Genomic DNA, 16,703 nt, shown 5'->3' with positions numbered 1-16,703 from the left:
AAAGATGAGCTATTAGCGCTCGGCTCACAACAATCTCAGCATCAAAACTATCTGAAATTGTTTCATATCATGCGCTAGCAGCTCACTTTTTTAATTACTGAAACTGCGACAGGAAACGGATGTCGCCGTCGAAGAACAGGCGCAGGTCGTTGACGCCATAACGCAGCATGGTCAGGCGGTCGGGGCCCATGCCAAAGGCAAAGCCGATGTATTTTTCGGGGTCCAGGCCCATGTTGCGCACCACATTGGGGTGCACCTGGCCGGCGCCCGAGACCTCCAGCCAGCGACCGGCCAGCGGGCCGCTCTGGAACTGGATGTCGATTTCGGCCGAAGGCTCGGTGAACGGGAAGAAGCTGGGACGAAAGCGCAGCACCAGATCATCCTGCTCGAAGAAGGTCTTGCAGAAATCGGTGAACACCACCTTCAGGTCCTTGAAGCTCACGTTCTCGCCGATCCACAGGCCTTCGCACTGGTGGAACATGGGCGAGTGGGTGGCATCCGAGTCCACACGGTAAGTGCGGCCGGGGGCAATCACGCGGATTTCGGGCATGGTCTGGCCGGCGTCGAGCGCGTTGCGGTAATTCTTCACATGCTGCACGGCATGACGCACCTGCATGGGGCTGGTGTGTGTGCGCAGCAGATTGGGCGCATGCTGGGTGCCGCCTTCGACATAGAAGGTGTCGTGCATGGAACGCGCGGGATGGTCTTCGGGCGTGTTCAGCGCCGTGAAGTTGAACCAGTCGGATTCGATCTCGGGGCCCTGGGCCACGTCAAAGCCCATGGAGCCGAAGATGCCCTCGATACGCTCCATGGTGATGGAGACGGGGTGCAGCCCTCCCGCGCCACGACGGCGACCAGGCAGAGTCACATCCAGCACCTCGGCTTTCAGATGGGCCTGCAGCTCGGCATCCGCCAAGGCCTTGCGGCGGGCGGTCAGAGCCGCTTCGATCGCCTGCTTGGCCACGTTGATGGCAGCGCCGCGCGACTTTTTCTCTTCGACGGAAAGCTGCGCCATGCCCTTCATGAGCTCGGTCATCTTGCCCGACTTGCCCAGAAACTGCGCCTTGGCATTTTCCAGATCAGCGGGGGTGTGGGCTTGCGCAAACAGTTGCTGTGCGCTTTCGACCAGAGAATCCAACTCGTTCATATCGACTCTTTATCGACTTGTAAAAATAAACAAGGGCTAGTGCCTTTTCAAGCCCTAGCCCTTGCTGTTTGTGCATCAGCAGCTACTGAACAAGACACGACTTCTGCAATCAAGTTCAAGCAAGATGCTCGCCCATCGGCAAATGCCTTTGAGGATTCTTGTCTGCAAAAGTCCTACAAGAGTAACTACCGATCGTGACCTCAGGCAGCCAGCTTGGCCTTGACTTGGTCGACGATAGCTGCAAAAGCAGCCTTGTCGTGCACGGCGATATCGGCCAGCATCTTGCGGTCGATTTCGATGGCAGCCTTCTTCAGGCCGTTGGCGAATTGGCTGTAAGTCAGACCCAGTTCACGTGCAGCAGCGTTGATACGAGCGATCCACAGCTGACGGAACACGCGCTTCTTGGTACGACGGTCACGGTAGGCATATTGACCAGCCTTCATGACCGCTTGCTTGGCAACGCGGAAGACGTTACCACGGCGACCGCGGAAACCCTTGGCCAGATTCAGAACTTTTTTGTGACGGGCGCGAGCCGTTACACCACGTTTGACGCGAGGCATGTGTTTTCTCCTAGTTCGTCAGTGAATTACAGGCCTGCGGAAGGCAACATCTTTGCGATGGAGCCCATATCGCCGGAATGCACGTTGACAATGCCACGCAGGTGACGCTTGTTCTTCGTGGTCTTCTTGGTCAAGATGTGACGCTTGAAGGCTTGACCGCGCTTGACGGTACCACCGGGACGAACGCGAAAACGCTTCTTCGCGCTGCTCTTGGTCTTCATTTTGGGCATGTGAATGCTCCTATTGAATTTGTGCTCGCAAGGCGGTGTGCAACCCGCACACACTTCGCTGGCCTCCGAGGCACTTGTTTGTCAGTCCGGCCAGGCCGGGCTGACTCTTGCAGGCAAGCCTGCAAATTCTTTGTCTGCCGCACAAAACAAAAGTGGGCCAAGCCCACTCTTGCCCGAAAGGCAAAACCGCAATTATGCCTTATCTGCAGCCTCAGGTGCAGCAGCGACACCATCGCCTTGTGGTTTTGCACCACCAGCGGGCTTCTTGCCACCTGCACGAGCCGGCGCAACCATCATGATCATCTGACGGCCTTCCAGCTTGGGGAACTGCTCCACCTGGATGGAATCGGCCAGATCGTCACGCAGACGGTTGAGCAGATTCAGACCCAGCTGCTGGTGCGTGATTTCACGGCCGCGGAAACGCAGCGTGATCTTGCACTTGTCGCCTTCCGCCAGAAAACGGCGGATATTGCGCAGCTTGATGTTGTAGTCACCATCATCCGTACCAGGGCGGAACTTCACTTCCTTGATTTCGATGACGGTCTGCTTGGCCTTGGCTTCGGCAGCCTTCTTCTGTTCCTGGTACTTGAACTTGCCGTAATCCATCAAACGGCAGACCGGAGGAGATGCGTTGGCCGCGATTTCCACCAGGTCGACATCCAGCTCGCCGGCCATGCGCAGCGCTTCTTGCAGCGGCACGATGCCCAGAGGCTCGTTCTCAGGACCAGACAGACGCACTTCAGGCGCCATGATTTCTCGGTTCAGTCGATGCTTGCGCTCTTCACGGTGGCGCCGATCGCGAAATTCAGTAGCTATGGTTTTCACCCTTGGATTGAAATGGCTACAACAGCGTAGCCGGCTAGCGTGCCTTGCACGCTGACCGACCCGCCACAAAAATTAATCTGCTTCAGGCCTTGGCCGTGACGTCCTTGGCGAGCAATTCAATGAATGCATCAACCGACATCACTCCGAGGTCTTTGTTACCCCGGGCGCGCACTGCAACCGCACCAGCGGCCTTCTCCTTGTCGCCCGCGACAAGGATGTAGGGCAGCTTCTGCATGGAATGCTCGCGTATTTTATACGTAATCTTTTCATTGCGCAGATCTGTCACTACCCTAAGGCTTTGATTCGGCAATGCTTTTTGCAGCTTCTGCGCAACTTCCTGCGCATAGTCGGCCTGAGCGTCCGTAATATTGAGTACGGCAGCCTGCACGGGAGCCAGCCAGGCAGGCAGCGCGCCCGAGTGATGCTCGACCAAAATGCCGATGAAACGCTCGAGCGAACCCAGAATCGCGCGGTGCAGCATGATGGGACGATGGCGCTCGCCATCCTCGCCCACGAATTCCGCATCAAGACGCTCGGGCATGTTCGGGTCCACCTGGATGGTGCCGCACTGCCATTCGCGGCCCAGCGCATCCTTCAGGGTGTACTCGATCTTCGGGCCGTAGAAAGCGCCCTCGCCAGGCAGATACTCGAACTCGCAACCCGATGCGCGCAGACCTTCGGCCAGCGCGTTCTCCGCCTTGTCCCAGGCTTCATCGGTGCCGATGCGCTTCTCGGGACGGGTAGACAGGCGATACAGGATATTGGTGAAGCCGAAGTCGGCATACACCTTCTGCAGCAGCGAAGTGAAAGCCGTCACCTCAGCCTGGATCTGGTCTTCGGTACAGAAGATGTGACCATCGTCCTGGGTGAAGGCACGCACGCGCATGATGCCGTGCAGCGAACCGGTGGGCTCGTTGCGATGGCAGTTGCCGAACTCGCCAAAGCGCAGCGGCAGATCGCGATAGCTCTTGATGCCTTGCTTGAAGATGATGATGTGGCCCGGGCAGTTCATGGGCTTCAGGGCATATTCACGCTTTTCCGAATCGGTGGTGAACATGTTTTCGCGATACTTGTCCCAGTGGCCGGTCTTCTCCCACAGGCCCTTGTCCAGAATCTGCGGAGCCTTGACTTCCTGGTAGCCGTTGTCCTGATAGACGCGGCGCATGTACTGCTCGACCTGCTGCCAGACCGCCCAGCCCTTGGGGTGCCAGAACACGGTGCCGGGCGAATGCTCATCGATGTGGAACAGATCCAGCTCGCGCCCCAGCTTGCGGTGATCGCGCTTTTCGGCTTCTTCCAGCCTGAACAGATAGTCCTTAAGCTCGTCTTTGGTCGCCCAAGCGGTACCGTAGATGCGCTGCAGCATCTCGTTGCGGTGGTCGCCACGCCAGTAGGCACCGGCCACCTTCATCAACTTGAAGTGCTTGAGCTTGCCGGTGCTGGGCACGTGAGGGCCGCGGCACAGATCCTCGAAAGCGCCTTCGCGGTAAAGGCTCACGTCCTCGTTGCTGGGAATGGAGGCAATGATCTCGGCCTTGTAGGCTTCGCCGAGACCCTTGAAGTACTGCACGGCCTCGTCGCGAGGCAGCACGCGGCGCACCACCTGCTCGTCCTTGTTGGCCAGCTCGGTCATCTTCTTTTCGATGGCAGCCAGATCTTCGGGAGTGAAGGGGCGCTTGTACGAGAAGTCGTAGTAGAAACCGTTCTCGATCACGGGGCCGATGGTGACCTGGGCATCGGGAAACAGCTCCTTGACAGCATACGCCAGCAAGTGAGCGGTGGAGTGACGAATCACTTCCAGACCATCGGCATCCTTGGCGGTGATGATGGACAGCGGCGAATCCTGCTCGATCACAAAGCTGGTGTCCACGACCTTGCCGTTGATCTTGCCGGCCAGTGCGGCCTTGGCCAGGCCGGAGCCGATCGACGCAGCGACTTCAGCGACCGAAACCGGACCTGGATATTCGCGCTTGGAGCCATCGGGGAGCGTGATGTTGATCATGAAATTCCTTGTCAAACCAAATTTGTGTGGGGGAAAGCCAGCGCCAGAGCTTTGGAATCGCCTGAAAGCAAAAAGCGCGGAACCAGTCCGCGCTTTGATGAGGATGTCGAGAAATCTCGGGCAGGCGCGAACCGCCAGCTGCCATCAGCAGCTGAAATACATCTCCGATGTAGTTCGCGGTGTCATAACCGTTGATGCCTTTCTCGCCCTTGTGAATTGAAGTCGTGGCATTTTAACCCGGCAATCAAAAAAGCGCCCGAGACTTTCGCCCCGGGCGCATAACCCCTTTTTTTACCTAGACAGAATCACGATTCATCGTGGCTCAATGGAACTGCTCTTCCTCGGTGGAACCGGTCAGCGCCTTGACGCTGGAAGAGCCGCCCTGGATCACGGTGGTCACGTCGTCGAAGTAACCTGCGCCCACTTCCTGCTGGTGCGAGACAAAGGTGTAGCCCTTGTCACGAGCCGCGAATTCGGGCTCCTGGATCATTTCCACGTAGTGCTTCATGCCCTCGCCGCGAGCGTACTCGTGGGCGAACTTGAAGGTGTTGTACCAGTTGCTGTGGATGCCAGCCAGCGTGATGAACTGGAACTTGTAGCCGAGCGCGGACAGGTCTTCCTGGAAGGAGGCGATCTGGCTGTCGTTGAGGTTCTTCTTCCAGTTGAACGAAGGCGAGCAGTTGTAGCTCAGCAGCTTGCCTGGGCAGGCGGCATGCACGGCCTGGGCGAATTCGCGGGCAAAGCCGATATCGGGCACACCGGTTTCGCACCACACCAGATCCGCGTAGGGAGCGTAGGCCACGCCACGGCTGATGGATTGCTCCAGGCCGTTCTTGACGCGGTAGAAGCCTTCTTGCGTACGCTCGCCGGTCAGGAACGGAATGTCGTTCTCGTCGTGGTTGCTGGTGATCAGATTGGCCGCTTCGGCATCGGTACGGGCCAGCACGATGGTGGGCACGCCCATCACGTCGGCGGCAAAGCGAGCCGCGATCAGCTTCTCGACCGCTTCACGGGTGGGCACCAGCACCTTGCCGCCCATATGACCACACTTCTTGACCGCAGCCAGCTGGTCTTCAAAGTGCACACCGGCAGCGCCCGCCTGAATCATGTTCTTCATCAGCTCGAACGCGTTGAGCACGCCGCCAAAACCGGCTTCCGCATCAGCCACGATGGGCAGGAAGTAGTCGATGAACTCCTTGTCGCCGGGGTTGATGCCCTTGCCCCACTGGATTTCGTCGGCACGCTTGAAGGTGTTGTTGATGCGGCGCACCATGGTGGGCACGGAATCGTAGGCGTACAGAGACTGGTCGGGATACATGGTCTCCGAGGTGTTGCCGTCGGCAGCCACTTGCCAGCCCGACAGGTACACAGCTTCCAGACCGGCCTTGGCCTGCTGCATGGCCTGGCCCGCAGAGATGGCACCGAAGGCGTTCACATAGCCCTTCTTCGAGCTGCCGTTGATCTTGTCCCACAGCACTTCGGCTCCGCGCTGGGCCAGGGTGTACTCGGGCTGCAGGCTGCCACGCAGACGCACCACATCGGCGGCGCTGTAGCCGCGCTTGACGCTCTTCCAGCGTGGGTTCTGTGCCCAGTCTTTTTCGAGGGCTGCGATTTGCTGTTCACGGCTCAGTTGCTGGGTCAGGGATTGGGGCATGGTGCACTCCTTAGCGGTTAAACAAGATGGGTTGGTGTTCGTCCTTGGGATTTACTTTATGTCTGCAACGCTTTTTCTCAGAGTCTTATGTCTTATAAAAGACTGAAATTTATTTCAACAAAATCAACATCTTATTTTTATTTTTCACAATAAGAAAACACATTTCTCATATCGAGAAATTTTGCGGCAGCGCAGCATTTCGTTTTTTCATAATACGGAATCGAATTCTTGCTTCATGAAAATTTGGCGCATTCCTGGCCATCAGAACCGGAATCTCTCCGGTGCGGCACGAAACAAGCCGTGCCGTATGCACTGAAGCGCTCATTTGCCAGCCGCATTGCCCGGTTCAACGCACTTGAACCAAAACAGGTGACACGGCAAAGACAGGGCGCCAGTCGCGCGAGAACCAAAAAACAACAGTTCCCTGCGTCCGAGCCAAAAGCATGCAACAGCCCTGCCACACTGCCTTGCCACCTTCTTCTCCCTCTGACCTTCATCCCGCCACCTCATGCACACGCCCAGCCGCCCACTTGCCTATCTCTGCCTGGCGCTCAGCATGTCTCTGGTGGGCAGCTATGTGGCCCTGTCCAAGCCTCTGGCAGCCATCTTTCCGGTCATGTTGCTGGCATGGCTGCGCTTTGGCATCGGCGCCGTGGCCATGCTCGGCTGGCTCAAGGCCCCCGCACATGAGGCGGCCCTGACCCGGCAGACCAAGTGGCTGCTGTTCTTTGAATCATTCTTCGGCAATTTCCTGTTCACGCTCTGCATGATCAGTGGCGTGGCCATGACCAGCGCCGTCACTGCCGGAGTGACCATGGCCGCGATTCCCGCCGCCGTCGCCATCATGAGCTGGCTTTTTCTGCGTGAGGCCGTGGGTGCACGTACGTGGACAGCGATTGTTTTCGCGGTGGCCGGAATAGGACTGAACGCCTTGAGCAAAACCGATGGCAGCAACGTTGCCCCCGCCACTCAGCAAGGCCTGGGCCAGTTGCTGTTGATTGCCGCCGTGCTCTGCGAAGCCGCATATGCCGTGATCGGCAAAAAACTCACCGCCAGCGTAAGCCCCAAGCGCATTACCGCTCTGATCAATCTCTGGGGCTTTGCGCTCTCCGCCCCGGCCGGGCTCTATCTGGCCTGGCAGTTTGATTTTTCCCAGGTCTCTGCGCCTGCATGGGGCCTGCTGCTGTTCTACGCGCTGGCCGCCTGCGTCTGGACGGTGTGGTTGTGGATGACGGGACTGCGCGCCGTGCCCGCATCGCAGGCCGGCATTTTTACCGTGCTGCTGCCTGTCAGCGCGGCGCTGGTGGGCATGCTGGCCCTTGGGGAGCGCATCAGCACCGTGCAGCTGCTGGCCTTCGGTATCGCCCTGAGCAGCGTGGTGATTGCCACCTGGCCCCGCCCGCTGCAGATCAGGCGCTAGGCTGCACAGCCCATCAGGCAAGCAGGTTGCGGCGGCTGAGCACAATGCCGTCGGCATCGGCATATAGCCAGTCGCCCGGACGAATCCACAGGCCCGCGATCTGAACATAGACATCCCGCAGTCCCTGACCCTGCTTGACCGTGGGCATGGGGTTGAGCGCCAGTGCATAAAGCCCCACGGAGGCGGCTTTCAACTCGGCCAGGTCGCGCACGCAACCGTAGACCAGCACCCCGGCCCAGCCGTTCTGGGCCGCCGATGCAGCCACATTGCCGCCCACCAGGGCACGACGCAGCGAACCGCCGCCATCGACCACCAGCACGCGGCCGTCACCGGGCTCGGCCAGCGCCGCCCGTACCAGGCTGTTGTCGTCAAGGCATTGCACGGTGCTGACCTCGCCCATGAAGCCGACATTCGCCCCATAGCTGTGGAACACGGGTGGCAGGACGCGGAAATCGCTGCTGTCGTCGCTGATATGCGCATCGCAAAGATCGCAGGTGCTGAAGGGCAGAGAAGCCGGGGAATCGCTCATGAAAATCTCCACAGGGTCAGGTTTCGCCCATCTTGCCTCCAGCGCGGGCACTAGCACAAGCACAAGCGAGCACCCACGGAGAGCAACTTTTTCACAACACTATCGAGGAAAAACCCATGAAAACAGGCGCTAAAAGGCCCGAGATCAACAAATCGAGGCAAAAAAACAGCTGACGAGCTTGGAAGAGAGATTTTTTGCCATTAGCATCAGACTCAGCCAGTGGATTGCAGCTGTATTTCGCTGGTGATAAGTCCACTACCCAATTAGGAATAAGCAAAATGGCAACTGCAAAGAAGGCACCCGCTGCAGCACCGGCAGCAGCTCCCGCCGCTAAGAAGCGCACTCCCAACGCTGCCTTCATGAAACCCCTGACACCCAGCGCTGCTCTGGCTGCAGTGGTTGGCAAGGACCCCCTGCCCCGTACCGAAATCATCAGCAAGCTGTGGGTCTACATCAAGGCCAACAACCTGCAAGACGCCGCCAACAAGCGCATGATCAACGCCGACGCCAAGCTCAAGGAAGTCTTCGGCAAGCCCCAAGTCTCCATGTTCGAGATGGCCGGCCTGATCGGCAAGCACGTCAAGTAAGCACTGCGCTTGCGCTGACCACAAAAAAGCTGGCACGAGCCAGCTTTTTGTGTTTCTGAAGATGGCTGATGGCCCTGCCCAACGTCAGGCCTGCCGCAAAGCCACCGTGCGACATGCCTATGCCTGCACGGCAATGAAAGTGGTGTATCTCAGGAGCTCAATACACATCGCGCCGGTAGCGACCCGAGCCCAGCAACTCCGCCACCTTGGCCTCGCCCAGGATAGCCTGCAGCGTCAGATGCACGCCCTGCCCCATGCCATTGAGGCTGCCGCAGACATAGATGGCCGCGCCACGCTCCACCCAATGCCGGACTTCCTCGGCATGGCTGCGCAGCAAATCCTGCACATAGCGCGAGTCCTTGCCGTTGCGCGACCAGGCCTGATCCAGCCGCGCCAATCGCCCCTGCTCTACCCACGCCGCCAACTGCTCGGCACAGAAGGCATCATGCTGTGGGCTGCGCTCCCCGAACAACAGCCATTGATCATTTCGGTCTTGCTGCACACGCGCCTTGATGTGGCTGAGCAGGCCTGCCAGGCCCGAGCCATTGCCGATCAGGATCAGCGGCCGACCAGCGTTGTCACCGAGCCTGAAGCCACGGTGCTCGCGCAGCGTCAGCGACAGTACATCTCCCTCTGCCATGCCGCAGCACAGCCAGTGAGAGGCCAGCCCCGGCGAGCCGTCGGCACGCGTGCTCTCGCGCACCAGCAACTGCAGACTGCCGTCGGCCGTGATCGAGGCGATCGAATAGTCTCGTGCGCGCTCCGGATCGGCGGGCACGCACAGGGACACCAGATCGCCCGACTCCCACGGCGGCAGCTCGCCAGACTGCGGTGTCCATTCCAGCTGATACAGCGCCCCGCCCTGGCTGCCGGGATTGAGCAAACGCCGCCGGCTGAGCACAAAAGCTACGCTTACCGGTGCCTGCAACCAGTCTGCATCCAGCTCCTGAGCCGATGCAGACTCGCCCAGCAGGCTCTGCCTTATCTGCCCGACCTGGGCCTGCCAGCTCTGCAAACTCGGCCCATCCATATTGTCGACACAGACGAGATCGCTGCGCGCGCCGCTGGTCTGCAGCCATTCGTGCACCTGCACACCAAAAGCACAGAACTCCTGATACTCGCGATCACCCAGCGCCAGCACCAGGCTTTGGTGCCGGGTCAGCATGGGCTGCGCAGCCATGAGTTGCTGCACAAAGCCCAGCGCATGGTCGGGCGCATCGCCTTCGCCCGTGGTGGACAGCATCCACAGGCTATGCGCATATTCCTGCAGCAGCTCGGTCGTCAGCTTCTCCACGGGCAGCAGGCGCACCTGAAGCCCGCCTTCGACCAGCATCTTGGCCGTGGCACGGGCCAGAGCCTCGGCCTGCCCCGTCTGACTGGCATAGGCGACCAGGACGGCAGGCGCCTGGGCATCGCCCTGCGATAACTGGCTCTGGGCTTCGTCGACCAGGCGCTGCCTGCGTACCCTGGAGCCGATACCCCAGCACATGCCGGCGTACGCTGCAACCAGGCCCATGGCGCCATAGATGCGCTCGGGCGTCAAAATCCATTCCACTGTCATGCCTCAAATTGGTTGATCCAGGCGGGTGTCTTGATCACCTGCCTGCGGGTCTCATTGCCATCGGATGCAAGATGCGATGTCAGCACGGCTGCAATCCCATGCTGAAGGGCAAAGTCCATGCCTTGCTGAGGCCCCAGCACCGTGAGCACGGTGGCCAGGGCATCGGCATGCATGCACTCCTCATGAAACACCGTAACGCTGGCCAGATCATGCGCCACCGGCCAGCCGGTGCGCGGATCCAGCGTGTGCGAATAGCGCTTGCCGGCATGCGTGAACTGGTGCCAGAAGTCGCCCGATGTGGCAAAAGCGCCCTCGCGGCAGGCCACGATCAGGGACTCCGCCTCGGTAGTGCCGCCCGTGCCCAGCTGCACCTGCCAGGGCCGGCCATCGGGCCTCTGCCCCCAGCTGCGCAGCTCGCCGCCGATTTCGAACAGGCCCCCAGCCCAGCCTGCTGCCTGCAGCTTCTGCACCGCCCAGTCCACGGCAAAGCCCTTGGCAATGCCGCAAAAATCCAGCTCCAGGCCACCGCTCTGCTGCAATTGCCGGGTCTGCGCATTCCAGTGCAGATGGCGACAGCCGCTGGTCTGCAGCAGGCGCTGGATCTCATCACCAGGCGGCGTTTGCCAGTGATGCGGCTGCAAGGGGTTCTGACGTGGGCCGAACCCCCATAGCGAGACCAGCGCCCCCATGCAGGGATCCATGGCTGCGCCAGACAATCGGGCCCAGTGCAAGGCCGCCTCCAGAACATGCGCAAACTCTGCCGGCATCACATGCATTTCACCGGGTCTTGAACGATTGAACCGGGTGATCAGCGAATCGGTCTCCCAGTTGCTCATCTGGGCGACAACATCCTCAAAGACCTGCTGCAACAGCGCCTGCACCGGCGCCATGGGCAGGTAATCCGGGTTGACCAGTCGCAGCGACCAGTGCGTGCCCATGGTCTGGCCGGACAGGCGGTGAATGCGCCCATCCTGCTGGTGCTGCAGGCTTGCCGGCCTCCAGCGCTGCACGCCGAAGTCCGGCGCCGGCGTCCGCTCATGCACCTGGCTCTGCCCCTCGGATGAGGGCAGTTGCCAGAGGCTGGCATCGAAGCGTACGCGGACAGAAGTGGTCATGGGCATGCGGACAAGGGCACAACAGCAGTGAAAACGACGACGCGCCCGGATCGGGCGCGTATTCAGTCCATCAAGCGACAGCGCTTAAGGCAGAACTTCCAGAGTCGCGATATAGCCCAGGCGGCGCTCTGTGGCCTTGGCGATGCTGGTCTTCTTGTCCGTGGCATCGGCGTTCAGCCAGAACAGTCCTGCGCGAGGGAACTTGATCTTGACCTGGCCCTTGGCATCGGTCTTGAGCTTCATGGCATCCACACCGTCGCGGTAGCGAATGCCGTCGGCCACCAGCTCCAGCTCCAGATCCGCAGCAGGCTTGCCGTCGATCTGAAACTCGAAAGTCGCCTCTTCGCTGGCCACCAGATCATTGGGGTGGGTCACGGGCTTGAGTTCCAGGCCCTTGCCGGTCAGCGCCAGTGCCGAGGGCTTGCCCAGGGACACAAAGGTTTCCATGCGACGCAGGTTCTCGGTCACGCGCACTTCCTTGGCATCGGCAGGAATCTGCTTGAGCACTTCTTCCACCGAGCCACGCAGGCGCTTGGGCTGGCCGTTGGCATCCTTGTAGCCGCCCATCACGCCGGTCATCAGCATGGTGACGCGGTAGGTACCTGTCTTCTCGGGCTTGAAGTCGAACATGCTGCGCAGCTCGCCCTTGGCCACATTCTTCATTTCCACCGCCGCACCATCGGGCGCGGTCACCTTGACGGCCTCCAGACCCAACGGACGATGGTTGAAGAAGAACACATCGTTGGACACGGCGGCATCCACCGTGACCCAGTCAGACTTGGACAGCACGGTGCTGGAAGGCTTGAACCACAGATCATGCGCCTGAGCGCCCAGGGCAGCCAGAGCCAGAGTTGCAGCGACGATGGCGCGAGTTTGGAACTTCATATCAGGTCCTTGAAAACAGAAAGGGTGACAAATCCGAAAATGAGGCGATGCCCAGGCCAGGAACACCGAACAAGAGCCGCCTCGCAGCGAAGATGCTGCCCCTCTCCGCGAAGCAGAGAGGGGGAAGGCGCGGGGCCGCCTAGGCCAAGCGCCTCAGAGGGCGATCAAGGCTTCAATTCCAGCTTGATCGCGCCCAGCTCGGTGCTGCCATTGGCGCTCAGGCTGGTGGCCTGCTTGACGGGCCACTCGAAGGGAATGGATACCAGCTCGCGGCCGCCGACTTCACGGGCGGCTTCCACCATCAGCTTGTACTGACCGGGAGCCAGCTGGGGCAGCGGGTTCTTGCCTTCGGCAAAGGACAGCGCATGGCTGCCCACGGGCTTGGTCGGCTGGGTCACACCGTCGATGGGGAAGCTCAGCTCACGGCCCGTACGGCGCCACCACTGGCGCATGTCCTTGAGCCACTTGGTGCCCTCGGCATTCTTCATCTTTGCGTCGTACCAGACGGACAGATTGGCGGCCACGCCGCCATCGGCCTTTTCCAGCCACACAGCAACATAGGGCTTGTGGTATTCGGCCACCTGCAACTGGGGCACGGTCACCGCCACATTCATGCCGCCCGCGAGTGCCGGCAGGCCCACCACGGCGCTCAATGCCACCGAGGTTTTGAAAATCCGCTTAGCCATTTTCTCTTCCTTCACAAAATTCTTGGACTCAGTGCACGAGCAGCAGAACCAGCAGGGCCGGCAGCACCAGACCCAGACCCACCATGGGCCAGGTCATCGGCCGGCGCTGTGCATGCATCTTCAGAATCAGCAGACCCGTGATGCAGAACACCAGGCAACCGACCGCAAAGATGTCGATGAACAAGCTCCAGGCACCGCCGGTATTACGCCCCTTGTGCAAGTCGTTGAGGTAGGAGATCCAGCCCCGGTCGGTCTTCTCGTACTCGACCGAGCCCTCCTTCAGGTCCACGCGCAGCCAGGCATCGCCGCCCGGGCGCGGCATGGGCACATAGGCCTCGTCCTCGCTCCATTCCACGGCAAAGCCCTTGGCACTGACCTTGATCTGCTGAGCCAGCCAACCATCCACATCGGCAGGCATACCCACCGCATCCTTGCCGGCAGCCAGCAAGCCCTGCTTCTGGGCTTGCTGGAGCTTTTCGAGCAATTCCGGGGGCAGCTGTGCGTCACGCGATTCGACCTTGGGCTTGGACTCGATCTGCCCGGCGTGATTCAGGGTGAACCCCGTCACGGCAAACAGCAGCATGCCGATCAGACAGATGGCGGAGCTGATCCAGTGCCACTCATGTAATTTTTTGAGCCAATACGCCCGCTGCGGAGCGTTGGAGGAAGCCGCGGTCATTCAGAACTTTCTGGGATTGCATCGCCGCCGGGCCGAACCGGCCTGCGCGACATCGCGCCACAAGGCCCGGCCTTGGGTACACGGCAAGGCGGCATTCTAGTTGCGCAAAATTCTAAATGCATATCACTTCTATTTACTTTACCTGGCGTAAACAAAGCGCCCGGTCATGACCAGGGTCATTGAGCCGTCCCGAGAACCCACGGCGGCGCGGATCCCGCGCCCTCGCATAGCCGCCTCGCATCCTATGCTGTTGCCCTGCTGCAACAAAACGTAGGGTATCCGCAGCCATTATTGAATGGTATCGAGAATTATTATCAATATCACCTAGAATCCGCACGCTTTTTCAAAAATCGACTCTTCATCAAAAGCATGTCCAACCACTATCTGACCCCCACTGACTCCAACGGCTTGCGCTGCGAGCTCAAGCAAATCGTGATTGCCGCAGGCCTGTGCCTGATTGGTGCCAGCGCGATGGCTCAGCAGGAAACCACCTTGTCCACCGTGAATGTGGAAGCCGCGGCCGACGCCAGCTTCAAGACCGAAGCCAGCCCCCAGGGCAAGTTCACCGCCCCCCTGCTGGACACGCCCAAGACCGTTCAGGTCATCAATGAAGAGATCATCAAGCAGACCGGTGCCACCAGCCTGCAGGATGCTCTGCGCTCCACCCCCGGCATCACCTTCGGCAACGGCGAAGGTGGCAACCCCACCGGCGACCAGCCCTTCATCCGCGGCATGGACGCCCAGTCCAGCACCTTTGTGGACGGCATGCGTGACATCGCTTCCGGCACGCGCGAGTTGTTCAACGTGGAATCCGTGGAAGTCATCAAGGGCGCGGACTCGGCCTACGCCGGTCGTGGCGGCGCCGGCGGCTCCATCAACATCACCACCAAGAAGGCCAAGAACGAGAATTTCATCTCCGGCGATGTGGGCCTGGGCACCGACAACTACCTGCGCGGCACCCTGGACATCAACCGCAAGATCAACGAGACCACCGGCATTCGTCTGAACGCCATGGGTCACAGCGCCGACGTTCCGGGTCGCAACGGCCCCGACAACAAGCGCTGGGGCATTGCCCCCACCGTGACCTTCGGCATGGGCACGCCCACCGAAGTGACCCTGTCCTGGCAGCATCTGCAGACCGACAGCATGCCCGATGGCGGCGTGCCTTATCTGTACAGCAATGCCGCCATGGCCAAGCTGGCCGGCGGCTCGACGGTTCGCCCCAGCTATGGCAGCAACAGCGCCAACTGGTACGGCATGAACAACCGTGACTACCAGAAGGAAAAGAGCGATCTGTTCACGGCCTCGGTGGAACACAAGTTCACCGACACCAACAAGATCCGCAACAGCCTGCGCTACAGCAAGAGCAAGCAGGACTATGTCTGGACCCAGCCCGACGACTCCAAGGGCAACGTTCTCAACGGCTATGTCTGGCGCCGCGGCAACTTCCGCTTCTCCGATGTGGAAACCCTGCAGAACGTGACCGAGTTCACCGGCAAGGAGCAGACCGGCTCCATCGGCCACAGCTATGCCTTCGGCCTGGAGCTGTCCAAGGAAAAGTCCGATGCCCAGTCCGGCGCCATACAAGACGGCACCACCAGCACTTGCACATCACTCAATATGTGGTGCACCTCGCTGAACAATCCCGATGCCTCCACGCCCTGGAACTACGCCTGGGACAAGGGTCGCACCACCCGCAACAAGATCGACACCGTTGCGATCTATGGCTTCGACACCTTGAAGTTCAATGAGCAATGGCTGCTCAATGCGGGCCTGCGCGTCGACCACTACAAGACATCGACTGCGGCTCCTGACTACACCAACCCCATCACCAACGCCAAGTCTGCCGCCTTCGACTACTCTCGCAGCGACACCTTGTTCAACTACCAGCTGGGTCTGGTCTACAAGCCCGCCGCCAATGGCAGCATCTACGCCAATATCGGCACCTCCTCGCGTCCCGGCGGCTCGACCCTGGGCAACGGCAGCGAAGATCTGGCCATCACCTCCGATGCGCTGGCCAATCTGAAGCCCGAGAAAACCCGCTCCATGGAGCTGGGCACCAAGTGGGATCTGCTGGACAAGAACCTGGGCCTGACTGCCGCCATCTTCCGCAACAACGTCACCAATGTCCGTATCACCGATGGCACTGGTGCCGTCTTCATGGGTGGCGACAAGGTGGTCAACGGTCTGGAGCTGGGCTTCACCGGCCGCATCCTGTCCAACCTGAGCGTCTTCGGCGGCTATACCTATATGGATAGCGAGCAGAAGAACGCTGGACAGACCTGCTCCGGCACGCCTCTCAAATGCGTCACCTCGGCCGCCAACGGTCAGGCCTTCATCAACACGCCCAAGCACAGCTTCAGCCTGTGGACCAGCTACAAGCCCATGCCCAAGCTGACCCTGGGTCTGGGCGTCTATGCGCAAAGCAGCGTCAATGCAGCCTATGCATACAGCAATTCTGGCGGCATCGTGACCAAGGGCGTCGGCGGCTACACCCGCTTTGACGCGATGATGGCCTACCAGATCGACAAGAATCTGGCCTTCCAGCTGAATGTCTTCAACCTGGGCGACAAGGTCTACTACAGCGGCGTGCGTTCACCCCACTACGCCACCATGGCTGCCGGCCGCTCTGCCGTGGCTTCGCTCAAGTTCACGTACTGATGCAAGCCCTGCCTGCGCTTGATCTGGCGCAGGCTTGCTGCAAACCATGCCCCGAAGCCCCGCAGGCTCCTGATGCCAGCGGGGCTTTTTACATGCACACTTGGCGGGTCAAGCGCATTGCCGCTGGCTCGCAAAGTCTGATTTGCCATCAAAACCATAGCT

General features: G+C 60.1%; 16 protein-coding genes. 3 read left to right on the top strand and 13 right to left on the bottom strand.

Translation table 11 applies throughout. From position 1 onward, the window contains the following. Positions 1 to 94: 94 nt before the first annotated feature. The 6 genes from pheS to aceA all read right to left on the bottom strand — a co-directional run bounded on the left by pheS (position 95) and on the right by aceA (position 6,418). Entirely contained in the window at positions 95 to 1,147 is a 1,053-nt protein-coding gene (gene pheS / locus FSY59_RS23455; RefSeq protein ID WP_003053573.1) for a phenylalanine--tRNA ligase subunit alpha, read from the bottom strand. 200 nt (positions 1,148 to 1,347) lie between these two features. After that, positions 1,348 to 1,707 carry a 50S ribosomal protein L20 gene (gene rplT / locus FSY59_RS23450; RefSeq protein WP_003053572.1) on the bottom strand — a complete coding sequence of 120 codons (360 nt, stop codon included), beginning with the start codon at positions 1,705 to 1,707 and terminating at the stop codon, positions 1,348 to 1,350. Between the two features lie 26 nt (positions 1,708 to 1,733). After that, a complete protein-coding gene (gene rpmI / locus FSY59_RS23445; RefSeq protein ID WP_003053571.1) occupies positions 1,734 to 1,937 on the bottom strand; it encodes a 50S ribosomal protein L35 in 204 nt (67 codons plus the stop codon). Between the two features lie 192 nt (positions 1,938 to 2,129). After that, entirely contained in the window at positions 2,130 to 2,762 is a 633-nt protein-coding gene (gene infC, locus FSY59_RS23440; protein WP_019044015.1) for a translation initiation factor IF-3, read from the bottom strand. 82 nt (positions 2,763 to 2,844) lie between these two features. After that, positions 2,845 to 4,764 carry a threonine--tRNA ligase gene (thrS, locus tag FSY59_RS23435; RefSeq protein WP_003053568.1) on the bottom strand — a complete coding sequence of 640 codons (1,920 nt, stop codon included), beginning with the start codon at positions 4,762 to 4,764 and terminating at the stop codon, positions 2,845 to 2,847. Between the two features lie 322 nt (positions 4,765 to 5,086). Beyond that, positions 5,087 to 6,418, bottom strand: coding sequence for an isocitrate lyase (gene aceA, locus FSY59_RS23430; RefSeq protein WP_003053566.1), 1,332 nt, complete (start codon positions 6,416 to 6,418; stop codon positions 5,087 to 5,089). A 508-nt stretch (positions 6,419 to 6,926) separates the two neighbouring features. Here aceA and FSY59_RS23425 point away from each other — a divergent pair. Next, positions 6,927 to 7,838, top strand: coding sequence for a DMT family transporter (locus FSY59_RS23425; RefSeq protein ID WP_003053564.1), 912 nt, complete (start codon positions 6,927 to 6,929; stop codon positions 7,836 to 7,838). Between the two features lie 13 nt (positions 7,839 to 7,851). Here FSY59_RS23425 and rraA read toward each other — a convergent pair whose 3' ends face one another. Both rraA and FSY59_RS27440 read right to left on the bottom strand, forming a co-directional pair. Next, positions 7,852 to 8,367: a ribonuclease E activity regulator RraA gene (gene rraA / locus FSY59_RS23420; RefSeq protein ID WP_003053562.1), complete on the bottom strand. Its 516-nt coding sequence runs from the start codon at positions 8,365 to 8,367 to the stop codon at positions 7,852 to 7,854. Between the two features lie 91 nt (positions 8,368 to 8,458). After that, a complete protein-coding gene (locus tag FSY59_RS27440) occupies positions 8,459 to 8,728 on the bottom strand; it encodes a hypothetical protein (protein ID WP_162473290.1) in 270 nt (89 codons plus the stop codon). Between FSY59_RS27440 and FSY59_RS23415 the strand changes: the two genes are divergently transcribed. Then, positions 8,646 to 8,954 (top strand): SWIB/MDM2 domain-containing protein, encoded by a 309-nt coding sequence (locus FSY59_RS23415; protein ID WP_003053560.1) that lies wholly within the window; start codon positions 8,646 to 8,648, stop codon positions 8,952 to 8,954. The genes FSY59_RS27440 and FSY59_RS23415 overlap by 83 nt on opposite strands. 157 nt (positions 8,955 to 9,111) lie before the next feature. Here FSY59_RS23415 and FSY59_RS23410 read toward each other — a convergent pair whose 3' ends face one another. From FSY59_RS23410 to FSY59_RS23390, 5 genes are all read right to left on the bottom strand, one after another. Beyond that, a complete protein-coding gene (locus FSY59_RS23410; RefSeq protein WP_148729777.1) occupies positions 9,112 to 10,515 on the bottom strand; it encodes a sulfite reductase subunit alpha in 1,404 nt (467 codons plus the stop codon). Beyond that, positions 10,512 to 11,630: an FAD:protein FMN transferase gene (locus FSY59_RS23405; protein WP_255439693.1), complete on the bottom strand. Its 1,119-nt coding sequence runs from the start codon at positions 11,628 to 11,630 to the stop codon at positions 10,512 to 10,514. The genes FSY59_RS23410 and FSY59_RS23405 overlap by 4 nt, the downstream gene beginning before the upstream one ends. Before the next feature lie 84 nt (positions 11,631 to 11,714). Then, positions 11,715 to 12,515, bottom strand: coding sequence for a DUF4198 domain-containing protein (locus FSY59_RS23400; protein ID WP_148729775.1), 801 nt, complete (start codon positions 12,513 to 12,515; stop codon positions 11,715 to 11,717). Positions 12,516 to 12,679: 164 nt separating this feature from the next. Beyond that, positions 12,680 to 13,201 carry a DUF2271 domain-containing protein gene (locus tag FSY59_RS23395; RefSeq protein WP_003053552.1) on the bottom strand — a complete coding sequence of 174 codons (522 nt, stop codon included), beginning with the start codon at positions 13,199 to 13,201 and terminating at the stop codon, positions 12,680 to 12,682. Between the two features lie 28 nt (positions 13,202 to 13,229). Further along, a complete protein-coding gene (locus FSY59_RS23390) occupies positions 13,230 to 13,880 on the bottom strand; it encodes a PepSY-associated TM helix domain-containing protein (RefSeq protein ID WP_003053550.1) in 651 nt (216 codons plus the stop codon). Positions 13,881 to 14,249: 369 nt separating this feature from the next. Between FSY59_RS23390 and FSY59_RS23385 the strand changes: the two genes are divergently transcribed. After that, positions 14,250 to 16,541 carry a TonB-dependent siderophore receptor gene (locus FSY59_RS23385; RefSeq protein WP_019044008.1) on the top strand — a complete coding sequence of 764 codons (2,292 nt, stop codon included), beginning with the start codon at positions 14,250 to 14,252 and terminating at the stop codon, positions 16,539 to 16,541. Positions 16,542 to 16,703: the final 162 nt, after the last annotated feature.

Origin of the sequence: Comamonas sp. Z3, from assembly GCF_008121565.1 — a bacterium.
Taxonomy (GTDB): domain Bacteria; phylum Pseudomonadota; class Gammaproteobacteria; order Burkholderiales; family Burkholderiaceae_C; genus Comamonas; species Comamonas brasiliensis.
The sequence above is the reverse complement of the archived record's forward strand: the minus strand, read 5'-3'. Positions and strand labels throughout refer to the sequence as shown.

What these genes read in the sequence shown, in the direction of transcription:
- pheS (WP_003053573.1), bottom strand. Translation starts at nt 1,147, where the DNA reads ATGAACGAGTTGGATTCTCTGGTCGAAAGCGCACAGCAACTGTTTGCG.
- rplT (WP_003053572.1), bottom strand. Translation starts at nt 1,707, where the DNA reads ATGCCTCGCGTCAAACGTGGTGTAACGGCTCGCGCCCGTCACAAAAAA.
- rpmI (WP_003053571.1), bottom strand. Translation starts at nt 1,937, where the DNA reads ATGCCCAAAATGAAGACCAAGAGCAGCGCGAAGAAGCGTTTTCGCGTT.
- thrS (WP_003053568.1), bottom strand. Translation starts at nt 4,764, where the DNA reads ATGATCAACATCACGCTCCCCGATGGCTCCAAGCGCGAATATCCAGGT.
- aceA (WP_003053566.1), bottom strand. Translation starts at nt 6,418, where the DNA reads ATGCCCCAATCCCTGACCCAGCAACTGAGCCGTGAACAGCAAATCGCA.
- FSY59_RS23425 (WP_003053564.1), top strand. Translation starts at nt 6,927, where the DNA reads ATGCACACGCCCAGCCGCCCACTTGCCTATCTCTGCCTGGCGCTCAGC.
- rraA (WP_003053562.1), bottom strand. Translation starts at nt 8,367, where the DNA reads ATGAGCGATTCCCCGGCTTCTCTGCCCTTCAGCACCTGCGATCTTTGC.
- FSY59_RS23415 (WP_003053560.1), top strand. Translation starts at nt 8,646, where the DNA reads ATGGCAACTGCAAAGAAGGCACCCGCTGCAGCACCGGCAGCAGCTCCC.
- FSY59_RS27440 (WP_162473290.1), bottom strand. Translation starts at nt 8,728, where the DNA reads ATGAAGGCAGCGTTGGGAGTGCGCTTCTTAGCGGCGGGAGCTGCTGCC.
- FSY59_RS23410 (WP_148729777.1), bottom strand. Translation starts at nt 10,515, where the DNA reads ATGACAGTGGAATGGATTTTGACGCCCGAGCGCATCTATGGCGCCATG.
- FSY59_RS23405 (WP_255439693.1), bottom strand. Translation starts at nt 11,630, where the DNA reads ATGACCACTTCTGTCCGCGTACGCTTCGATGCCAGCCTCTGGCAACTG.
- FSY59_RS23400 (WP_148729775.1), bottom strand. Translation starts at nt 12,515, where the DNA reads ATGAAGTTCCAAACTCGCGCCATCGTCGCTGCAACTCTGGCTCTGGCT.
- FSY59_RS23395 (WP_003053552.1), bottom strand. Translation starts at nt 13,201, where the DNA reads ATGGCTAAGCGGATTTTCAAAACCTCGGTGGCATTGAGCGCCGTGGTG.
- FSY59_RS23390 (WP_003053550.1), bottom strand. Translation starts at nt 13,880, where the DNA reads ATGACCGCGGCTTCCTCCAACGCTCCGCAGCGGGCGTATTGGCTCAAA.
- FSY59_RS23385 (WP_019044008.1), top strand. Translation starts at nt 14,250, where the DNA reads ATGTCCAACCACTATCTGACCCCCACTGACTCCAACGGCTTGCGCTGC.